This window comes from Methylobacterium sp. Leaf361, from assembly GCF_001424445.1.
Lineage (GTDB): Bacteria > Pseudomonadota > Alphaproteobacteria > Rhizobiales > Beijerinckiaceae > Methylobacterium.
The window spans coordinates 100,874-119,623 of the sequence record NZ_LMPY01000034.1; the positions used below are offsets into that span (position 1 = coordinate 100,874).

Here is an 18,750-nt window from a genome sequence, read left to right on the forward strand (position 1 = left end):
CGCTACCAGGATAATCCAGCATCACTTGGCGCATCCCGCTTCTATAGGTCGGCGGCTACATTACGAGCCGCACTTCGATCAGGTCGATTTCCCGGACGAGTCGACGCAGGAGCACGTCATCGATGACCTGCGAGCGCCGCAGGCGGTAGAGCGCTTGGCGCTCAGCCTCAATGCCCGCGAGGCGCAAACGCTTCTCGGTATTCGCGAGCTGCCGGGAGCGGCTGAGATCTTTGCGCCGCTCCGAGGTCGGCGCCTCGATACCCTCGTACCGATCCATGGCTCGGGCGCCGGCCTCGACGGCGATCGATGCATCCTCCTGCTCTTCCACGAGGCGATGCTGCAGTGCTTCGATGGCCTTGACGGCATCGTCGCGCGCCGCGGCGCGGGCCGCATCCTCCTCGGCATCGTGGCTGGGCTCGGGTGGCAGATGGAGCCCGCGGAGCAGCGGCGGCAGGACCGTGCTCGCCAGGACGAGGGAGGTCAAGATCACGCCCATCGCCAGCAGGATCGCAAGATCCCGGGCGGGGAACGGCATGCCGTCCTTGAGGGTCAACGGCAGCGTGAGGATACCCGCCAGGGTGATGGCGCCCTTCACGCCGGCCAAGGTCGTGGCGGCCACGAGGCGCCAGGTCGGCCCCTCGCGCTTGTCGCCGCGCCGGCGCGCCTTCACGAGCGTGAATTGGAGGGAGACCCAAACCCAGACGAACCGGATCGCCATAAGGCCCGCGGTGATGACCAGAGTCCAGGCGATGAGCCAGCCCGCCCCCTGCACGTCGGCCTGTTTCACCGCGTGGCCGAACACTTCCGGAAGCTGCTCTCCCAATAGGACGAAGATTGAGCCGTTGGCAGCGAGCGCGACGGTGTCCCACACGGCGGTCCGGCGGACGCGGGTGGTGCCGAGGCTGCGCCCTTGGATCTCGACATAGGTCATGGCAATGCCCGCGGCGACCGCGGCCAGAATGCCCGAGGCATGCACGTGCTCGGCGGCGAGATAGGCGCCGAACGGCGTGAGCAGGCTGAACAGGATCTGCAGGCCCGGATCCTCGCCAGTACGCCGCCGCAGGAGGTCCTGAGCCGCCATCAGCACAAAGGTCGTCAGGGCACCGATCCCGAGGCCTCCGAGGGCCAGCCAGACGAAGGTGGTCGCGGCCTCCGGGAGCGAGAAGGTCCCAGTGAGGGCGGCGGCGATGGCGAAGCGCAGGCAGACGAGGCCGGTCGCGTCGTTCAGAAGCGCCTCGCCCTCAAGGATGTGCATCAGGCGCCGCGGTACGGGTGCCTGAGCTGCGACCGATGAGACGGCGATCGGATCGGTCGGCGACAGGACCGCTGCCAGCGCGAACGCCACGGCGAGCGGTATACCGGGGATCATGCCGTGAATCAGCGTCCCGATGCCGAGTACCGTCAGGACGACGAGTCCGAGCGCCAGCGCCAGCACGGCCTTGCCGTCGCGGAACAGGTCCCGCTTCGGGATGCGCCATCCGTCGAGGAATAGGAGCGGCGGCAGAAAGACGAGGAAGAAAATTTCTGGATCCAGCGATGTGCTCGGCAACGGCCCGAGGGCGAGCGCCACGCCGATGACAATCTGGATCAAGGGGAGCGGCAGAGGAAGCAGGCGACCGAGGGCACCACTCACCAGAACGGACAGCAGCAAGGCCAGAACAACGGTTACGCTTTCCATCTCTCTCTTTCGCTTGGGGCGGACTACCAAGGTGGAGGCCAACTACACCCCTCAAGCACCGCTAGGTGCGCCAATAATGGTGGGCAGTGCCAGACGTCGAGATCTGACGCCCGGTGCCCCACGCTGGAAGCCTGCTTCCGACGCATCGTAGACACCGTGCAGCCCGCATCATGCACCGGTTCTCAGCAGCAGACGTGCGGTCCATGCCGGCTCTGGCAGCGTGAAGTTAAATCCTGCCCGAGACCGCTTCAATTTGTGTCAGACGACTGGCCAAGCGCTGCTCCTGGAGCGCATCGGCAACCCGACCTAAATTGGCCGAAAGCAGAATGGCTGCTTCCGACGAGGTACGCAGGAAAAGCGGACGGCCTTCTATCGACCCAAGTCGGACGCACATTAGGCCTGTCGAAATACCCGAAAGCAGCCGCTCGCCTTCTCCCTATAACGGGGCTGAGAGGTGTCCCTCGCGGATCGTTTGCCCTTTATTTCCAATGCATCGCCGATGGTCGGTCGACCGAGTCTGCTGAAGAGCCCGAGCTTGAAGATCGTCCTGGCAAACGTGGCACATCCGGCCATCGGCAGCCGCATCCCCAAGGAGCAGCTACCCCCGTTAGGCCTGCTCTGCGTCGGTGGCCCACTGATTGATGACGGCCACGCTGTCGAGTTGATCGATGCGGAGCTGGGTCCGATGGCCCTGGAGGACCTCACCGCGAAAATTATTGCGCGGAAACCGGATGCGGTCTTGTTCGGTCATTCAGGCTCCTCGTCGGGCCACCCTATCATTGCTCAAGTTTCTGCGATGATTGCCAAAGCTATGCCCGATGTCGTAATCATCTACGGTGGCGTTCATCCGACCTATTTTTGGCGAGAGATCCTCGCGCGCGAGCCACATGTGCGTGCAATCGTACGGGGAGAAGGCGAGGAGACTATTAGACGTCTCGTAAGAGCTATTAGTCTCGGGCATGTTTTGGATGATGTCGACGGCATCGCGTACATACGCGACGGAGAGCCCGTCGCGACCCGTGCTGCGAGCATTATCGCCGATCTTGACTCCTATCGGATCGGTTGGGAGCTCATAGACCACGCGAATTATAGCTATTGGGGCGGCAAGCGCGCTGTTGTCATACAGTTTTCTCGCGGCTGCCCGCATCTATGTAACTACTGCGGTCAACGTGGCTTCTGGACGCGTTGGCGTCATCGCGATCCTGTGCGTCTGGCAAAAGAAATTGCGCGCCTGCATCGTGAGCATGATGTCGAGGTTTTCAATTTCGCCGATGAAAATCCAAGCGCCGGTCGCAAGCCCTGGCGCGCCTTCCTCGAAGCTCTAATCGAAGAAAATATCTCTATCACGTTGGTAGGGTCTACGCGCGCCGACGACATCGTACGTGATGCCGATATTCTCCATCTCTATAAGAAGGCAGGTTTTGAACGCTTCCTCATGGGCATGGAAAATACTGATGAGGCGACACTGAAATTGATTCGGAAGGGTGGCGCTATTGCCAGTGACCGCGAGGCCATTCGCCTCCTGCGGCAGCACGGCATCCTTTCGATGGCCACGTGGGTCGCAGGCTTCGATGATCAGACTGACTCAGATCTCTTGCGCGGGCTTCGCCAGCTTATCTCATACGATGCGGACCAGATCCAGGCATTGTATGTAACTCCCCATCGTTGGACACCGTACTACAGGCTCGCCGAAGGCCGCCTCGTTGTACAGCAAGATGCAACTAAGTGGGATTACAAACACCAAGTCTTAGGCATGACTCGGATGTCACCAATCCGTCTCTTCGTTTGGGTCAAACTGATCGAGGCAGCTGCGCAGCTTCGTCCGAGGGCGCTCATGCGGTGGGTCTGGCATGCCGATCCGAAAATACGGCATGCGATCCGCTGGTACTATCGCATGGGACGCCGAGTATGGATTCACGAAATATGCAATTTTATATTGCACGACCGTGTTCGCGCTGACGGTCGAACGGTACATGACTATCTCGGCGCAGTACAGGATCACGAAGAAGATGCTCTGATTGTGGCCCGCTCGCCGAAGCGTGATCTCGGTCGCACCACAATGCGGGGCGCTGTCGGTGCCCCTTGATCAAACCCAACGTCCTGCCAAGCTCGTCTTGCTTACGTTATTGGGAGGGTACATTGGCACGTTCACTTACAGAGATAGACGACTGATCTTCTAGATCGCTACTCTGAGAGCGAGCCAGCCGAAATCCACCCTGAACGGCCCTTCTGCACGCGACCCATGTAAGTCATTCTCATGATCCGTGCCCCTTCCGGTAAGCGGACATCCGGCCCATAAAGAGCACCATCAAAGCGACGACCGCCATATATTTAGCAAGGGCAGCTGTATGGCACCGATTATTCTGACCATTATTCACCTTGATCCGCCCCCAATGAAGTGGTCCGCCCTTTGGTATGGCTTTCGAGCCTGGAGGACGGATCGATGTCGAGGAAGCGACCCAAGCCTGAGGAGATTGTCGCAAAGCTGCGGCAGGCGGACGTGCTGGTCGGCCAAGGCCAGAGCGTGGCGGAGGCGATCCGCGCGATCGGCGTGAGCGAGGTGACGTACTACCGCTGGCGGCGTGAGTACGGCGGCCTGAAGTCGGATCAGGTCCGGCGGATGAAGGATCTGGAGACGGAGAACCAGCGGCTCAGAAAAGCCATCGCGGATCTCACCCTGGACAAGTTGATCCTGCAGGAGGCGGCCCGGGGAAACTGATCAGCCCCGCGCGCCGACGCGCCTGCATCGAGCATGTCCGGACCGTGCTGAAGGTCTCCGAGCGTCGGGCCTGCAAGGCACTTGGGCAGCATCGCTCGACACAGCGCAAGGCGCCGCGGGGCAAAGATGACGAGGCGGCGCTCGTCGCCGAGCTGATCGAGCTTGCCCGTTGCTACGGGCGCTACGGCTATCGGAAGGTCGCCGCCCTACTGCAGGCGGCCGGCTGGCTGGTCAACGACAAGCGGGTCGAGCGGCTGTGGCGGCAGGAGGGGCTGAAGGTCCCGGCCAAGCAGCCCAAGCGCGCACGGCTGTGGGACGGGGATGGTTCCTGTATGCGGCTGCGCCCGGAGCACCGCAATCACGTCTGGTCCTACGACTTCGTCGAGGCGCGCACCCACGACGGGCGCAAGTTCCGGATGCTCAACGTCCTCGACGAGTTCACCCGCGAATGCTTGGCGATCCGGGTGGATCGCAAGCTCAAGGCGGTCGACGTGATCGATGTGCTGTCCGACCTGTTCATCCTACGCGGCGTGCCGGCGCACATTCGGTCAGACAATGGTCCGGAGTTCATCGCCAAGTCGGTCCAGTCCTGGATTGCGGCCGTTGGCGTAAGGACGGCCTACATCAGCCCTGGCTCGCCGTGGGAGAACGGATATGTCGAGAGCTTCAACGCACAGATACGCAACGAGCTGCTGAATGGCGAGATTTTTTACACGCTCAAGGAGGCGCAGATCATGATCGAGGGCTGGCGACGGCACTACAATACGGTTCGGCCGCATGGCGCATTGGGCTACCGGCCGCCCGCGCCAGAGGTGTTCGTGCCAGCTATAGCCGCTTGGCCGGCTGCACCGGCCAAGCTCGCCGTGGTCCAGCGACCGACACTGCACTAACTTTGACCTTGGACCACCTCGTGGGGGCCGATCAGGCGCCAAGAGGGTCAGCCAGACCCCTCCCCAGGGGGTCGGAAGGCGGCGCGGAAGTCCCGTCGGCACGGCTATGCCTCAAGGTCGCGGTCGGAGCCGCGAAGCCAGACGACCTGGCTGCCGTGATGGTTCTCCGGCGCTCCGAGGCTCGGCTCCGCGTCACCTCCGTCCTCGCGGTCTGGATCGCCGTCGCCTTCGTCCAGAATGGACACGATGCGGTCGACGATATCGAGCGCCAGTTCGGCAAGGCGCTCGAACTCCTCACGCGGGATCGGATGGGCGGCGGGCAGCTTCTGACGGCCGTGGGGCGGGAACGGGACAATTTTGCTCATGGGTGTCTCGGTTGTTGTTGGTGGGACCGGTAGTCCGCCGGCAGGCCCGGCCGGTGCGGGACGCGGTACGCAAGGAGGTGGAGGGGTCAGGCCCCTTCGTTCTCCGTCTCGGCCTCGACTGCGGCGAGCGAAGCCAAGAGGAAGTCGCCACAGAACTCCTGCTTGGCCTTGGCTCGCCAGTTTGCGCCGAAGGTGAGTTCCGCCTGGAAAGCCGCATACCGGACGAGCGCGGCACGGCCCTCGGCAGTGGTCGGCACGGCGGCCCAGACCGCCGCGCGGGTGGCCCGCTGATCCTGCTCGATGGCATCCTCTTGGATCCGCTCGGCATCCGTCAGGCAGCGACCGGTAACGGTTGCAGCAAAGTCCGTCATCGCAGCCTCGGCGCTCTGGCTGGCGGCGATGGCCGCGAGAACAGGATCCGGAGTGCGAAGAGCCAGTGCGTCCTCGTCCGACGCCACGGGGTACTCATCTGCATGAGCCAGGGCGAACAGCTCCCCGCTGCGCAGCTCGTGCGCGATCTCGGCAAGGCGCAACTCGCGCTCGCTGGCGTTAGGCTGCAGCCGAGCGAACTCGGCCATGGTGATCTCGCCGTCCTCCATGGCCCGCACCAGCCCCCGCGTGGTCCATGCGCCTCCCGTTAGCCGCAGCGACGATCATCCCGAACTTCGGCCAAGCGCCCGGCAGCCCATCCCCCGCCCTGCACTCATGGTGGGCTGGTCCTGCGGCCTTCCTCGTCCTATTCTTCGTGGCTCTCGCAGCCTACCGCTTCCTGCGCAGCGAGGATCGATCGTGACCGACCCGAACCTCTGGATCAGCTACGGACTGCCCGCCTTCGGGGTCGCTTTCGGCCTTGTCGGACTCGCGGTCGCGTGGATCTCAGCACGCCGGTTTGATGCTCGGTTCGCTGATGTTGAGGTCACGGCGCCAGTCGAGCGGGCCCCGCGCGTCACGCCCTTGCGGAAGCCCAATAAGCACCCTCGTCGCGGCTCGCCTAGCCGGCCAGCCTCCGTACGGACGTAGGCGGAGCCGACGCTGCTCTACTCCACCGTGCGCCACTTCATGGGCGGTAGGTTCTCGCCCGGTGTGGTCGCATCCCTCTGGTAGAAGGTCCGCCGGTCGCCGGTCACCACCTCGGCAACGTCGTCGATCGCGTCGATCACCTTCGAGGTCGCGTTGTAGAGCGGGCCCTGCGGCTTGGCCCTCGTGAGGATCAAGACGCATCGCTGCCACCAGCGCCGCGCCTCCTCCAGGAAGGCGACCTCCTCGGCCCGCACGAAGACGCCCCGTCTCGCCATTCTGCCGCTCCGCCCGCACGGTGAGCAGATAGAACGGGGCGCGAACATAGCTAGGCGGATGATCGAGAACGTCAGGTGGGTCAGCCCCTCCGTCACGGGCATATGGGAACAGAGTAGGACCCGTTAACCACTCGTTAACCACGATGGCGCAGCTTGCGCGCGCGAGGGCCCGGCGAGCGGCCGCATCGGCACCTTGCCAGTTCCCGCATATCGCGCAGTCGAAACGCAGGCTCGCCTTGAACGTCGTGAAGCCCGCCTCGTTGAACCAAAATTTGACCCTTTGTTCGCCGCATTGCACCATAGGTTGTCCTCCCAAGGGACACCCATCGGCCCGGTCCGGATGGCCCCCCAATCATAGGCTGGGCCGGTGGGGCTCAGGCATCGAGCAGCTCAGCGGGACGGAACAACGCAGCGCAGCACTCGTTACTGCGGCGCAGCAGAGCGATAGCGCCAGCGTCGCCAAGTTGTAGCCCTTCTTGGGCGTTTCCTCCCTAGACTCGGGCCACTCCTTTGGGGGTGGCCTCTTTTGTTCTGAAGCGCGTGGCGAACTTCGTCACGGTCATGCAATGGTGTGATCGCCTGCCCATCAGAAAAGGCACCAAGCCTCGCCAGCCCCATGATCAGATCGGGCGACGGGGCCAAGCTAAAATCCAGTCCCATAAGCCTCTCGGCGTCCCCGGAACAGGGGATGCGGCTCAGCTTGCAGCCACGCTATAGATAGTGCCTCGAAGCTGCATCGAGGGCATCACAGCATGTCTTCCGCCCCGCGCGACAATGGCCGCTCATTTCGACGCTGGTCCAAGCCGGAGCAGTCGCCGGCCTCGCGCCGCGGGCGCGAACACTGGACCGTCCGTTGGATCGGTGCTGTCAAACGACGTCCTAAGAAATCGACCGACATCCCGGCGAACGAGCCAACAAGTGGGGGCATCATCCGGCTAAGTTGTGCGGCGACCTTCAGCCGGCCGGTGCGTCCTGATCTTGCCGGCATGGCCGCGCAACTCCTGATGTTCCCGGCCAAGCGGGACGTTGGGTGCACAAGCTCACTGGCGGCCTTCACTGCCCTCGTGACGATCTTTGCGGCTTGCGGGCTTACGGGGCTGGTGCCCTAAACATACCCTCAACCGCCAATAGTAGTCTTCAGGGACTGAGCAACCGCGCTCGCCTGATCTCGGGTCAAGCCCGTCACCAGAATGGCATCGTCCCGGTACACCGTGTACGTGCCGTCGTCAGTCACGCGGATACGGATCATGTCGCCCCCCCGTGGCGAACTGCGTAGCAGCGTATACTCGAGTAGGGTATTGGCAAGAGCCAGACGGCAAGACTCTGTTCACCACCGCGTCGCAGGTTGCGCCTACGGCCGGAGCGCGACCTCCGAGCGTCGGCAGAGCAGCGCCAGGGCGCGATCTCGTCCCGGCTCTTGTGCGGCCTCGCCGTCGCAGTCGCGCTTGCCTAGCGTGGGCCGCTATTCTCGGATCTGACGCCGTGCACGAGAGTCGCCAGGTAGATGGCCGATGCGATCACGGCGCAGGCCATGACGCCGAGGGCTTGAGCTGTTGGCAAGGTCATACCGCCGACCTTGCCGTCTGGTTGTGGCGGTCATGTTGCCGGATATGGACAGGGCGATCACGAGCTAGCGATATGGTGTGCCGAGCTCCGCGGCGGGCGTTTAGGTCAGTGCCATGCTTTGGTCCTGCCTGATCCTCATCGCCGAGCAGGCGTTCGTGCCCGCGCAGTGGGAGCGCGTCTCCGTACGAAGGGAGGCGGTTCTCGAAGGGCTCCTGCTCGGTGCTGTGGGCGCCGTCATTGGCACTGGCGCTCTCGCGTTCTCGATGGGCGCGATCGAGATCAGCGGCATAACCCACTGCGTGGACTGGCAGCGGAGGCACGACCAGGTGCGGCTGGACGATGGGCCGCTACCGCCCCTCGCCTCTGAGCCCGTCATCCCTCGGCTGCTCGAGCAGGATGCTGCGGCTCCCGGCCGACGTGCCAGGATGTAGAACGATGGGGAGTGCCGGTCCGTCCAATTTCTGCTTGGACGGACTGAGATTGCCAACTGGCGCAGGCCGCTCGGTGACAGGGCGAGCGCTCGTGGGTTGCCTGATCAATCAGGGAAGGAACACCCATGAAGCTCTACGCCCGATGGATGCCGATCGCCGTCGCGATGTCGTGCTTCGCGCCGGTCGCGCATGCCGAGCCGCCGAAGGCTGCCGTCTTCAACTTCCAGCTCGCCAACCTGGGAGCCCAGGGCCTACAAAAGCTGACGTGGCGCGCCTCGGCCCGATCAGCGACCTGCTCCGCCAGCAGCTCAAGGATACCGGCCGCTACGAGATCGCTTCGACCGCTCCCGTGAAGGCCGATGTCGCCAAGGCTGATCTTCGAGCGTGCGGCGGCTGCGCCAATGACTTCGCCCACAAGCTCGGCGCGGAAGTGGCGATCACGGGAGAGATCCAGAAGGTCTCCAACCTGATCCTCAACATCAACGTCTACGTGAAGGACCTACGGTCGAAGACGCCTGAGCGGGCCTACAGCGTCGACATCCGAGGCGACAACGACACCTCATTTGATCACGGCGTGAAGTACCTCGTGAAGAACAGGCTGCCGCCGCCCGGCACCGAGAGCAGCGCTAGCCAAGCCACGCACAACTAGGGACCAAAACCCAGCATCACCCTGTGATTAGATTGGGCGACGCGGCGCTTCAACTTGCCCGCTTCGCGCTCCAGCTACCGCTGCACTCGACCAAGCCGCCAGACGTGCGCCAAGTGCCGCTGCCGCTGCCCTTCGCGGTCAGATTGCCGGCGATCGGCACCTTGTTCGAGGCTTGGGTGATTGTGGCTTGTACGGCGCCGGCCGCCGAGACACCGCCATCGATGTCGACTTCCTCCCCGGGGATCGACGCGTCGCTATCCTTGATCTGCACCTTGTAGCTCGTGCTGGCCGAGCAGGGGCCCTCAGTCGTGGTCGCAACGATGGTCCAGGAGCCATCGAACTGGTTCGGTACCTGCACCTTCTTCGTCGCGGCATCCGCTGGGAGGAAGGCGCCTGCCGTCAGGCCAGCAGCGAGGATCAGGGTCGGGGTACGTGCCACAGACTGCTCCGGAGATCGCGCCGCCGGAGACGGCTGCGCCACCGCAGAACGGATGTGTCGGCTCGATAGTTTCAGCGGCTACCCAGATCCCGCTGCGGCCGAAAGCCAAGGTGCTTCGGCAACCTTCTGTTAACCATAACGGCCGAGGTCGCTACCAGCGACCGGCTGGGGGGTTGAGCGTCGGCAGAGCAGCACCAAGACCCGGATGTACGGTCTTGCGGTGCGGCCTCGTCGGCGCAGTCGCATCAAGCCCGCACCTGGAACACCAGGGCGGACTTCTATCGTCATATCAATGGACGAGTCCTACCCACCTCAGGTGAGCGCCTGCGGATGCGGCGACGGCGTGCCGGTGTCGGTGTCCGGCTTTAGCGGACAGCCCCCGTGCGATTTCCGATGGGACATCGACCGGCGAACATCAGGCCTGCTGTAGGTGCCCAGGATCATCACCCGGCCGTGACAGGCGGGGCAGCGCTTCAGCGCGGCAGAGTGGGCGACCGCGGCTTCGTTCAAGCTGACGGCTTGCCATAACCCGTCGACCTTCACCTCGCAGGTGAGCGGCTCATCCACCGGCATGCTCTACGCCGTCAGACGCGGATCTCTTCCGCGGACAGGCCACCGGCCCGCAGGTGATCAGGGATGTCACCGTGGTCGTAGTACCCGGCCTCGTGGGCCATGGCGTCGAGAGCGGCGATCGGGTCGGACGCCGAGCCGGTCCAGAGGATTGCACCCGTCGTGGCCTGACGGATCTGGAACACCTTCATCATCGGACCCTCAAGCTTCGGCGTATGGTAAAGCGCCGTTGCCACCGCTCGTTCCGAGGCCGCTTGCCGAACGAGAGTAAGCGACGGTGCACACCATCCTCACGATCGCGCGGGCTGACGCCAAAATCGCGCGCCATTGATCTAGGTTGTACGCAACCGATACGGATCATGATGCGGTCCAGCGAAGCATCAAAGGGTTGCACGTGGACCGGCGCGTTTTCTCCAGAGCAGATGGTGATGGTGAGGGGCTTCCGGTTCCGTCACCTGATGCCGTGACCGAGTTGATCGTCGCCTTGTCGATCTGCGCAAAGTCACTAGACCAATTGGCCGATGAGGTGGTCCGGTGTGCTTCGCATTCGAACGACCCTGTTGCGCAACAGGACCTATTGGCGGCCGCACGAGGCCAACGCATCCGAGTTCTAGAGGTACAAGGCATGCTCGCCGTTCTGAGCGGCGCCTTCGTTGATCGATATGTCGCAGATAAGCAGCCGTGACGGACTGCGCTTGAAGGGTGGCTATAGCCGCGTCAGACGGGTGATCTGTGCCTTTCTAAGGTGCCCCGTCTCAATGTAATCGCAGAGCCTGCAGCGCCCTACGCACCAGCCTTTCTCCGCACGGTTTCGCAATGAAATGGGCGGCGTTCGGCAAGAGTGCTGCTTCCTCGCGACTGCACCCTGAGCAGACGATTATCTTCGTCTCAGGCCATCGCATGCCAGCAGCATGGGCAAGATCACAGCCGTCCATCGCACCGGGCATGTTCACGTCGGTGTAAAGGAGTGCGACATCTGCGTGCGCCTCCATGTGCTGGATTGCGCCCTGAGCATGCTCGGCTTCGAGCACTTCGAAACCCATCGCAGACAATATGTCAGCAGTGACGAGACGGGTGAATTCGTCATCGTCGGCGAGCACGGCGAGGGGGCGCGATCCTGACATAGATCGGGAATGCGCCCATTCGACGCGCGTTGCAGCTTAGCCGCAGATTTATTTAGGCATGTCGCTGGGAACAGCTTCAGCGTCGTGAGCCCGGATATAGGCCGACACTGACGCCTCTTCTGAATTATGTATGCAGCTTGGAATGCTGCGGTGGGCCATGCGTTATCAAGCATGGCCATTCCCAGTCGCTCCGCTCGCACCATCGCGACGCTGAAACAGCTCGCCCGAGAGCTTAACGTCCCAGTTGAGGCGTTCCTCCGGGCGCCAGCAGAGGGCGAGGCAGGAGATCTGCTGACTCTTGTGCGCCTTTGGTCCTCGATACCGGACACACAGGGGCGTCGCCGGGTCCTCAGCGTAGCGCGCCAGGAAGCGGAGCGATCAGAGGGCAAGGAGCGCGCCTGAACCGTCCCAATCCACGTTGGGCAACCTCGCTTCTGGCCGCATAGCCCGGCAGTCAAGCTTGCCGTAGCCCATGGGATGGCTTCCAGTTTGGCACCCACCATGCTCCCCGACGCCGCCGCCCTGTGGCGCAGCGCGCTTAAGGATCTGTCCGAGCATGCCTCGCTGTGCCGGTATCTCCTACCGGCTCGATGGGTGGCGCTCCGGACGAACGCCATAGCCTTCTGCGAGAAGTTCGGTGCCGAGGCCCACCGGCTCGGCCGGACGGCACCTGAGCCGTTCGCGGTGCATCCGGAGCACGGCACCCTGCGGGTGGACTACTGCGGGGTTCTGATGGTGGTGAGCGAGCCTGCCCGTGGTGTCGAGGCACAGCGCATCCTGTTCGAGCGGCTGACCGGCTATCCAGTTCGCTGGCTTGTTCGCACGCGTCGGACAGCCCGCGGCCTGCCCCTGGCGGCTGGCGCTGATCACGCTGCTGCAGTTCTCCGAGCATCCGTCCGACCGCCGTGCGGCCGATGCTGTACGGGCTCGCATCGACTGGATTTACCTGCTCGGCCTCGACCTGACCGATCCCGGTTTCGACGCCTCGGTCCTGAGTCAATTCCGCTCCCGCCTCGTGGCCGGCGAAGCCGAGGCCCTGCTGTTCGACACCCTGCTCACCCTCTGCCGCGAGCGCGGCCTCTTGGCCAAGCGTGGCCGCCAGCGCACAGACGCGACCCACGTCCTCGGTGCGATCCGCAGCCTCAACCGCCTCGGCTGCGCCATCAAGACCTTGCAGGCCGCCCTGAACGCCCTGGCTGTCGTCGCGCCGGACTGGCTACGGGCCCATAAGGATCCGAGCTGGATCAAGCGCTACGGCCGTTCCATCGGCGACTTCCATATCCCGCAGGGCGAGACGGCGCGCCGCGCCTGCGCGGAGACGATCGGTGACGACGGGCACCGGCTGCTTGCAGCCGTCGACACCAAAGCTGCACCGGGCTGGCTGCGCAACGTCCCCGCCATGGTGGTCCTTCGCCGCGTCTGGCTGCAGAATTTCCACGTCGCCGAACCACCCGCTGAAGGATCGGAGGGAGACGGGCGGATCCGCTGGCGGACGGAGGCCGAGGGCATCCCGCCCGCCCTGGCGATGGTCGCCGCGCCCTACGATCCGGACGTGCACTACGCCAAGAAGCGCGCGACCACATGGATCGGTGACACCGTCCATCTGACCGAGACCTGCGACGACGCCCAGCCACCGCTGATCGTCCACGTCGCGACGACACCGGCCCCGGCGTGGACCAGGCAGTGCTCGACCCGCTGCACGCGGCGCTGGCGACGCAGGATCTGCTTCGGGCGCGCCATCTCGTCGATGCTGCCTATATCGACGCCGGCGGCCTCGTAGCCGCCGCGCGAGATCACGACGTCGCCCTGACCGGACCGGTGCCGAAGGACAACCAGTGGCAAGCGCGCACCGAGGGTGCCTTCACCATCGAAGACTTCCATCTCGACTGGGATCGACAGATCGCGACCTGTCCGGCGGGACATGACAGCCGGAGCTGGCATCCAAATTACAACCTCGGTCGCACGGTCATACGGATTCGCTTCGCGGCACAGCACTGCCAAGCCTGCAGCTTGAAGCCTCGCTGCACCCGCTCGCAGCGCCGTCGACTGACCCCGCGCTCACGTGAGTCACACGATGCGCTCGTCGCGGCGCGGGCGCGAGAGACCTCGTCGGCCTTCGCAGTTGACCGGCGACGGCGCGCTGGCATCGAAGGCACGCTCTCACGTGGCGTACGGACGATGGGCCTGCGTCGCAGTCGCTATCTCGGTCTGGCCAGGACGCATTTGCAGCACCTGCTGACGGCGAAGGCGATCAATCTCGGCCGCCTTGCCGCCTGGATTGGCGACACGCCCGCTGGCCGAACCCGACGCTCTGCATTCGCACGCCTCATGGCTCGGCCAACGGCCGCGTAGGAATTCGCCAGCAGTATCTTTCTCGAGGCAAGCCCAGCATCCACACACGTCACCGCAAGGGTCGATCGCCCTCACCCCCGACGCGCGCGTCCCACCCCGCCATCGTCAGCCGGGCGACGGCCTCGAGCTCCTCCCGGGTCGCGCCGTCGCGGGCCTGGAGCGACATGCCGTTCTGCACCGTGAGCACGAAGCGGGTCAGTGCGGCGACGTCGACGGCGGCGCCGATCTCGCCCGCCGCGACCGCGCGCGCGAGCCGCTCCGCGACCCGTCGGCGTCCCTCGGCGCGGGCCGCGCGCAGCAACGCGCCGAGCTCCGCCTGTCCCTCGCTGCCGGCAGCCGAGAGCGTCACCATGCAGCCGAGCGGCTCGATGCGGCCGCAGGCGCCGGTGAGCGCGGCGGCCGAATCCATCAGGAGCGCCTCGACGGCCCCGCGCGCCGATGCGGCAGCGTCGAAGTTGGCCCAGACCATCCCGCCGTACCGGTCGCCGTAGTGGCGCAGCGCCTCGGCGTAGAGCGCCTCCTTCGAGCCGAACGCCGCGTAGAGGCTCGGCGACCCGATCCCCATGGCCGCGGTGAGATCCGAGATGGATGTCGCGGCGAAGCCGCGGCGCCAGAACAGCTGCATCGCCTGATCGAGCGCCGCCTCCCGGTCGAAGGCGCGGGGCCGGCCGCGACCGCGGGCGGGCGCGGCCCGGTCCCCTGCCCGGTCCCCTGCCTGGTCCCCTGCCTGGATCGAAGCGGATTTTTGCATCGATCGTTATATAAACCGCTTGACCCAGGCCGGCAACGCATCTAGCCATTTCTGTGTCGTTCATTACAGAAAGAGGCGGACGTGAGTGAGCTGGCAGGCAAGCGCGCCCTGGTGACGGGCGCATCACGCGGCATCGGTGCGGCCATCGCCCTGGCGCTCGCGGACCGGGGCGCGGACGTCGCCATCACGTACGAGCGGTCCGCCGAGCGAGCGGCCGAGATCGTCCGCGCCATCGAGGCGAAGGGCCGCCGCGGGCGCGCCATCCAGGCCGACAGCGCCGACGCCGCGGCGGTGAAGCGCTCGGTCGACGAGGCGGCCGAGAGCCTCGGCGGGCTCGACATCCTCGTCAACAACGCCGGCATCGCCCGCGGCGGCCCCGTCGCGGAGATGAGCCTCGCCGACATCGACGCCATCCTGGACGTCAACGTCCGCTCCGTCGTGCTGGCGTCGCAGGCGGCCATCCCGCACCTGAAGGAGGGCGGCCGGATCATCTCCATCGGCTCCTGCCTCGGGGAGCGGGTCCCGTTCCCCGGGGTGACGGTCTACTCCATGTCGAAATCCGCCCTGCTCTCGTTCACGCGGGGTCTGGCGCGCGAACTCGGGCCGCGCGCCGTCACGGTGAACCTCGTGCAGCCGGGATCGACCGACACCGACATGAACCCGGCCGACGGGGCGCAGGCGGACATGCAGCGGGCGATGACCGCCCTCGGCCATTACGGGACGCCGGACGATATCGCGGCCGCGGTGGCCTTCCTGGCGAGCCCGGCCGCGCGCCAGATCACCGGCACCACCCTCACGGTCGACGGCGGCGCCAACGCGTGAACCTCCGCGGCGGACCGCCGGACGCGGGCTCCGTCGCGTCGATCCGCCGATGGCCGCCCCGCCCCCGGTCGGGGCGGCCCTCCTGCGCGGCCCTCCTGCGCGGCCCTCCAGGGCCGAAGCCCCGGGTCGCGCGCACGGCTTCGGCTCAGCGGACGCGCTCCCACGTGATGGCGATCCGCGTACCGTCCGGGCGCCGGAAGCTCTCGCTCAGCCGGTCCCCCTCGACGGTCAGGCGAAGCTGCTCGGTCGTGCGCACGTCGCCGACCCAGTTCGGGAAGGTCGAGCCCTCGACGCGGTTGCCGCTGAACGCGCCGTCGGCGTCCACAGTGTAGGTGCCGAAGAACCCGATGCTGCCGGCCATGGCCGCCCGGTTCTCCTCCGCTGTCCCCTGACCGCGCGCGCTCGAGGCGAACCGGGGAATGTCGGCGTCCGTGAGCACCTCGACGAAGTGCATGTCGCGCGTGAACACCAGCAGCCCGCTCGGGCGCGCGCCGTAGGCCGGCGCGTTGCGCCCCTCCGGATCGAGCCGCGCGGACACCATGCGCCACGTCCCCAGCACCTGGTTGGCGGGCTCGGCTCTGGCGGTCGATGCCGCCGCGAGCACGGCTAGGCCCCATCTCGATCGGATCATCCCTCCCCTCCCCTTCTGCCCGCGGCAGGCACCGCGACCGACATGGACGGCGCGGCGCTCCGCCCTAGCCGCCCCCGTGGACGAAGGCGTCATCGTCGTCGCGTCGTTGTCTCCGCGACGCTGCCCCGGCACGCGGTCGGGCACCGACACGCGCGCAGGGGCAGCACCGTGGATCAGCGGATGCCGCCGCTGGCCGTGATGTTCTCGCCGGTGAGCCAGCGCGCGTCGTCCGAGGCGAGGAAGGCCACGACGGTGGCGATGTCGTCCGGCTCACCGGCCCGGCCGAGGGGCGTCTGCGCGACCATCCCGGCCTCCATCTCCGAGCCGGAGATGCCGGCCGCGTGCGTGCCCTCGGTCACCACGTAGCCCGGGCTGACGACGTTCACGCGGATCTTGCGCGGGGCCAGCTCGTTGGCGAGCACCCCCGATATGGCGTTCACCGCCCCCTTGGTCCCCGCGTAGACCGCCGCCGCCGGCGTGTGGACGTGCGTGATCGCCGAGGAGACGTTCACGATGCTCCCGCCCTCGCCGAGATGCTTCGCGGCCGCCCGCGTCGCCAGCAGGACGCCGAGCACGTTGACGTCGAACTGGCGGCGGTAGTGTTCCTCGGTGACCTCCTCGATCGCCGCGAACTCGTAGACGCCGGAATTGTTGACCAGCACGTCGAGCCGCCCGAACGCGCGGATCGCGGCCTCGATCACATCCTGCGCCTCGGACGCTCGGGACACGTCGCCCTGGGCCGCGACGGCCCGGCCGCCGGCGGACGTGATCGCGGCCACGACGGCGTCGGCCCCTGCCCTGCTGGACGCGTAGTTCACCACCACGGCGGCGCCGTCCCGCGCCAGCGCCTTGGCGATCCCCGCACCGATGCCCTTCGATGCCCCGGTCACGACGGCGACCTTGCCCGCAAGCTTCGACATGTGTCCTATCTCCGATATGGGTCGGCCGCGGGATGGCGGCCTGAGTCCCATAGTTCGGAACTTCGGAACTAACGGAGCGTCGTTCAAGACCCCATATGGACGAAAGATGAGACCGCTGTTTCACCCCGCCATCGAGGACGTGCGACCCGAGGCCATCCTGCACGCCCTCGCCGACCCGAGCCGCGCGGCCATCTTCGCCAGGATCATGCGGGCGGGATGCGTCGAGGCCTGCTCGGCCGTGTCGGCGCTCGGGGACCGCGTCATCCCGAAATCCTCGTTGTCCAACCACTTCAAGGTCCTGCGCGAGGCCGGGTTGATCCGCAGCGAGCGTCACGGCGTCGAGGTGCGCAACCATTCCCGCTGGGCCGAGGTGGAGGCGCGCTTTCCCGGCCTGCTGATGGGCATCATCAACGCCTACGCGGCGGAGGCCGGCCCCGCCGCAGAGGCTGCCGGACCGCGATAGGGGCTTGGCCCGGGTCGGCCGCCGCGGGCGCCTCGAGCGCGCACGGCCACTCGCCCGGAGCGGCCGACGGTCGGTCAGGACCGATGCCGCCGAGACACGCGCGCCGGATCAGCGCGGCCCGATTGGCTCCGAGGCCAGCAGCGTCTCGAAATACGCGATGGTTCTCACGAGCCCGTCCCGCAACGGCACGGTCGGGCGCCAGTCGAGGAGTTGCGCGGCCAGGGCGATGTCGGGCCGCCTCTGGCGCGGGTCGTCCACCGGCAGCGGGGCGTGCACGAGCTTCGAGCGCGAGCCCGACAAGTCGACGACGAGTTCGGCGAGCTGCCGGATGGTGAACTCGTCCGAGTTTCCCAGATTGACGGGGCCGGTGATCTCCGCGTCCGTGGCCATCATCGCCTGCAGCCCCAGGACCAGGTCGTCGACGTAGCAGAACGAGCGGGTTTGATGCCCTTCGCCGAAGATCGTGATCGGCGCGCCGCGCAGGGCCTGGACGACGAAGTTGGAGACGACCCGGCCGTCGCTGGGATGCATGCGCGGGCCGTAGGTGTTGAAGATCCGCACCACCTTGATCGGGACGCGGTGCTGTCGGTGATAGTCGAAGAACAGGGTCTCGGCGCAGCGCTTGCCCTCGTCGTAGCAGGAGCGCGGGCCGAGGGGATTGACGTTCCCCCAGTAGCCCTCGGGCTGCGGGTGCACGAGCGGATCCCCGTAAACCTCCGAGGTCGAGGCCTGGAGGATCGGCACGCGGAGCCGCTTCGCCAGCCCCAGCATGTTGATCGCCCCCATGACGCTGGTCTTGGTCGTCTGGACCGGGTCGAACTGGTAGTGGATCGGGGATGCCGGGCAGGCGAGATTGTAGATCCGATCCACCTCGACGAAGAGCGGGTGCGTGACGTCGTGCCGTATGAGCTCGAAGCGCGGATTGTCGAACAGGTGGGCGATATTGCTCTTCCGGCCCGTGAAGAAATTGTCGACGCAGAGCACCTCGTGGCCCTGCTCCAGCAGGCGCTCGCTGAGGTGCGAGCCGATGAAGCCGCCGCCGCCGGTGATCAGGATCCGATCGCTCATCCGTGATGCTCCCGGCG

19 protein-coding genes and 1 pseudogene are annotated in these 18,750 nt (G+C 65.9%); 8 read left to right on the forward strand and 12 right to left on the reverse strand.

Translation table 11 applies throughout. The features are described from left to right. Positions 1–55 precede the first annotated feature (55 nt). A complete protein-coding gene (locus ASG32_RS21200; protein ID WP_056530385.1) occupies positions 56–1,678 on the reverse strand; it encodes a Na+/H+ antiporter in 1,623 nt (540 codons plus the stop codon). A gap of 535 nt (positions 1,679–2,213) precedes the next feature. Here ASG32_RS21200 and bchE point away from each other — a divergent pair. Further along, on the forward strand, positions 2,214–3,764 hold the full coding sequence (gene bchE, locus ASG32_RS32755; RefSeq protein WP_082558000.1) for a magnesium-protoporphyrin IX monomethyl ester anaerobic oxidative cyclase: 1,551 nt from the start codon (positions 2,214–2,216) through the stop codon (positions 3,762–3,764). 357 nt (positions 3,765–4,121) lie between these two features. Beyond that, positions 4,122–5,287, forward strand: a protein-coding gene (locus ASG32_RS21210) for an IS3 family transposase (RefSeq protein ID WP_107351982.1) whose coding sequence is annotated in 2 segments (ribosomal slippage) — positions 4,122–4,386 and positions 4,386–5,287 — 1,167 coding nt in all. Because the reading frame shifts where the segments join, the coding sequence is not laid out codon by codon here. A gap of 104 nt (positions 5,288–5,391) precedes the next feature. Here the strand turns inward: ASG32_RS21210 and ASG32_RS21215 are convergent. The 3 genes from ASG32_RS21215 to ASG32_RS21225 all read right to left on the reverse strand — a co-directional run bounded on the left by ASG32_RS21215 (position 5,392) and on the right by ASG32_RS21225 (position 6,947). Further along, a complete protein-coding gene (locus tag ASG32_RS21215) occupies positions 5,392–5,652 on the reverse strand; it encodes a hypothetical protein (RefSeq protein WP_056530388.1) in 261 nt (86 codons plus the stop codon). An 86-nt stretch (positions 5,653–5,738) separates the two neighbouring features. After that, positions 5,739–6,251 (reverse strand): hypothetical protein, encoded by a 513-nt coding sequence (locus ASG32_RS21220; protein WP_056530391.1) that lies wholly within the window; start codon positions 6,249–6,251, stop codon positions 5,739–5,741. Between the two features lie 438 nt (positions 6,252–6,689). Continuing rightward, the gene (locus tag ASG32_RS21225) at positions 6,690–6,947 is read right to left on the reverse strand and encodes a hypothetical protein (RefSeq protein ID WP_056530398.1); all 258 of its coding nucleotides are present in this window, start codon (positions 6,945–6,947) and stop codon (positions 6,690–6,692) included. A gap of 1,679 nt (positions 6,948–8,626) precedes the next feature. Between ASG32_RS21225 and ASG32_RS21230 the strand changes: the two genes are divergently transcribed. Both ASG32_RS21230 and ASG32_RS21235 read left to right on the forward strand, forming a co-directional pair. After that, positions 8,627–8,944, forward strand: coding sequence for a hypothetical protein (locus ASG32_RS21230; protein WP_056530402.1), 318 nt, complete (start codon positions 8,627–8,629; stop codon positions 8,942–8,944). A 146-nt stretch (positions 8,945–9,090) separates the two neighbouring features. Continuing rightward, a pseudogene (locus tag ASG32_RS21235) lies at positions 9,091–9,593 on the forward strand (DUF3280 domain-containing protein). A gap of 49 nt (positions 9,594–9,642) precedes the next feature. Here the strand turns inward: ASG32_RS21235 and ASG32_RS21240 are convergent. The 4 genes from ASG32_RS21240 to ASG32_RS32760 all read right to left on the reverse strand — a co-directional run bounded on the left by ASG32_RS21240 (position 9,643) and on the right by ASG32_RS32760 (position 11,726). Then, the gene (locus tag ASG32_RS21240) at positions 9,643–10,032 is read right to left on the reverse strand and encodes a hypothetical protein (protein ID WP_020094812.1); all 390 of its coding nucleotides are present in this window, start codon (positions 10,030–10,032) and stop codon (positions 9,643–9,645) included. Positions 10,033–10,344: 312 nt separating this feature from the next. Continuing rightward, positions 10,345–10,599 (reverse strand): hypothetical protein, encoded by a 255-nt coding sequence (locus ASG32_RS21245; protein WP_244492092.1) that lies wholly within the window; start codon positions 10,597–10,599, stop codon positions 10,345–10,347. Between the two features lie 17 nt (positions 10,600–10,616). After that, on the reverse strand, positions 10,617–10,796 hold the full coding sequence (locus ASG32_RS21250) for a hypothetical protein (protein ID WP_020094814.1): 180 nt from the start codon (positions 10,794–10,796) through the stop codon (positions 10,617–10,619). A gap of 561 nt (positions 10,797–11,357) precedes the next feature. Further along, on the reverse strand, positions 11,358–11,726 hold the full coding sequence (locus ASG32_RS32760; RefSeq protein WP_082557990.1) for a response regulator: 369 nt from the start codon (positions 11,724–11,726) through the stop codon (positions 11,358–11,360). A gap of 814 nt (positions 11,727–12,540) precedes the next feature. Here ASG32_RS32760 and ASG32_RS35260 point away from each other — a divergent pair. Continuing rightward, positions 12,541–13,506, forward strand: a complete 966-nt coding sequence (locus tag ASG32_RS35260; RefSeq protein WP_244492094.1) for a transposase — start codon at positions 12,541–12,543, stop codon at positions 13,504–13,506. Then, on the forward strand, positions 13,410–14,078 hold the full coding sequence (locus ASG32_RS35265; protein WP_244492096.1) for a transposase: 669 nt from the start codon (positions 13,410–13,412) through the stop codon (positions 14,076–14,078). Before ASG32_RS35260 ends, ASG32_RS35265 begins: the two co-directional genes overlap by 97 nt. A gap of 49 nt (positions 14,079–14,127) precedes the next feature. Here the strand turns inward: ASG32_RS35265 and ASG32_RS21265 are convergent, their stop codons facing one another. Continuing rightward, positions 14,128–14,703 carry a TetR/AcrR family transcriptional regulator gene (locus tag ASG32_RS21265; protein WP_056530404.1) on the reverse strand — a complete coding sequence of 192 codons (576 nt, stop codon included), beginning with the start codon at positions 14,701–14,703 and terminating at the stop codon, positions 14,128–14,130. Positions 14,704–14,910: 207 nt separating this feature from the next. Between ASG32_RS21265 and ASG32_RS21270 the strand changes: the two genes are divergently transcribed. Next, complete coding sequence (locus tag ASG32_RS21270) at positions 14,911–15,651, forward strand: 3-oxoacyl-ACP reductase family protein (RefSeq protein ID WP_056530407.1); 741 nt, start codon at positions 14,911–14,913, stop codon at positions 15,649–15,651. A gap of 145 nt (positions 15,652–15,796) precedes the next feature. Here the strand turns inward: ASG32_RS21270 and ASG32_RS21275 are convergent, their stop codons facing one another. Further along, positions 15,797–16,282 (reverse strand): lipocalin-like domain-containing protein, encoded by a 486-nt coding sequence (locus tag ASG32_RS21275; protein ID WP_056530410.1) that lies wholly within the window; start codon positions 16,280–16,282, stop codon positions 15,797–15,799. 173 nt (positions 16,283–16,455) lie between these two features. Continuing rightward, a complete protein-coding gene (locus ASG32_RS21280; RefSeq protein WP_020094820.1) occupies positions 16,456–17,202 on the reverse strand; it encodes a glucose 1-dehydrogenase in 747 nt (248 codons plus the stop codon). Between the two features lie 106 nt (positions 17,203–17,308). Here ASG32_RS21280 and ASG32_RS21285 point away from each other — a divergent pair, with 106 nt between their 5' ends. Beyond that, complete coding sequence (locus ASG32_RS21285; RefSeq protein WP_020094821.1) at positions 17,309–17,665, forward strand: helix-turn-helix domain-containing protein; 357 nt, start codon at positions 17,309–17,311, stop codon at positions 17,663–17,665. 108 nt (positions 17,666–17,773) lie between these two features. Here ASG32_RS21285 and ASG32_RS21290 read toward each other — a convergent pair whose 3' ends face one another. After that, the gene (locus ASG32_RS21290) at positions 17,774–18,733 is read right to left on the reverse strand and encodes a UDP-glucuronic acid decarboxylase family protein (RefSeq protein WP_056530416.1); all 960 of its coding nucleotides are present in this window, start codon (positions 18,731–18,733) and stop codon (positions 17,774–17,776) included. Positions 18,734–18,750: the final 17 nt, after the last annotated feature.

Coding starts and splice junctions, on each gene's coding strand:
- ASG32_RS21225 (WP_056530398.1), bottom strand. CDS start 6,947: ATGGCGAGACGGGGCGTCTTCGTGCGGGCCGAGGAGGTCGCCTTCCTG.
- ASG32_RS21265 (WP_056530404.1), bottom strand. CDS start 14,703: ATGCAGCTGTTCTGGCGCCGCGGCTTCGCCGCGACATCCATCTCGGAT.
- ASG32_RS21250 (WP_020094814.1), bottom strand. CDS start 10,796: ATGATGAAGGTGTTCCAGATCCGTCAGGCCACGACGGGTGCAATCCTC.
- ASG32_RS21220 (WP_056530391.1), bottom strand. CDS start 6,251: ATGGAGGACGGCGAGATCACCATGGCCGAGTTCGCTCGGCTGCAGCCT.
- ASG32_RS21215 (WP_056530388.1), bottom strand. CDS start 5,652: ATGAGCAAAATTGTCCCGTTCCCGCCCCACGGCCGTCAGAAGCTGCCC.
- ASG32_RS21290 (WP_056530416.1), bottom strand. CDS start 18,733: ATGAGCGATCGGATCCTGATCACCGGCGGCGGCGGCTTCATCGGCTCG.
- ASG32_RS21200 (WP_056530385.1), bottom strand. CDS start 1,678: ATGGAAAGCGTAACCGTTGTTCTGGCCTTGCTGCTGTCCGTTCTGGTG.
- ASG32_RS21275 (WP_056530410.1), bottom strand. CDS start 16,282: ATGATCCGATCGAGATGGGGCCTAGCCGTGCTCGCGGCGGCATCGACC.
- ASG32_RS32760 (WP_082557990.1), bottom strand. CDS start 11,726: ATGTCAGGATCGCGCCCCCTCGCCGTGCTCGCCGACGATGACGAATTC.
- ASG32_RS21230 (WP_056530402.1), top strand. CDS start 8,627: ATGCTTTGGTCCTGCCTGATCCTCATCGCCGAGCAGGCGTTCGTGCCC.
- ASG32_RS21285 (WP_020094821.1), top strand. CDS start 17,309: ATGAGACCGCTGTTTCACCCCGCCATCGAGGACGTGCGACCCGAGGCC.
- ASG32_RS21280 (WP_020094820.1), bottom strand. CDS start 17,202: ATGTCGAAGCTTGCGGGCAAGGTCGCCGTCGTGACCGGGGCATCGAAG.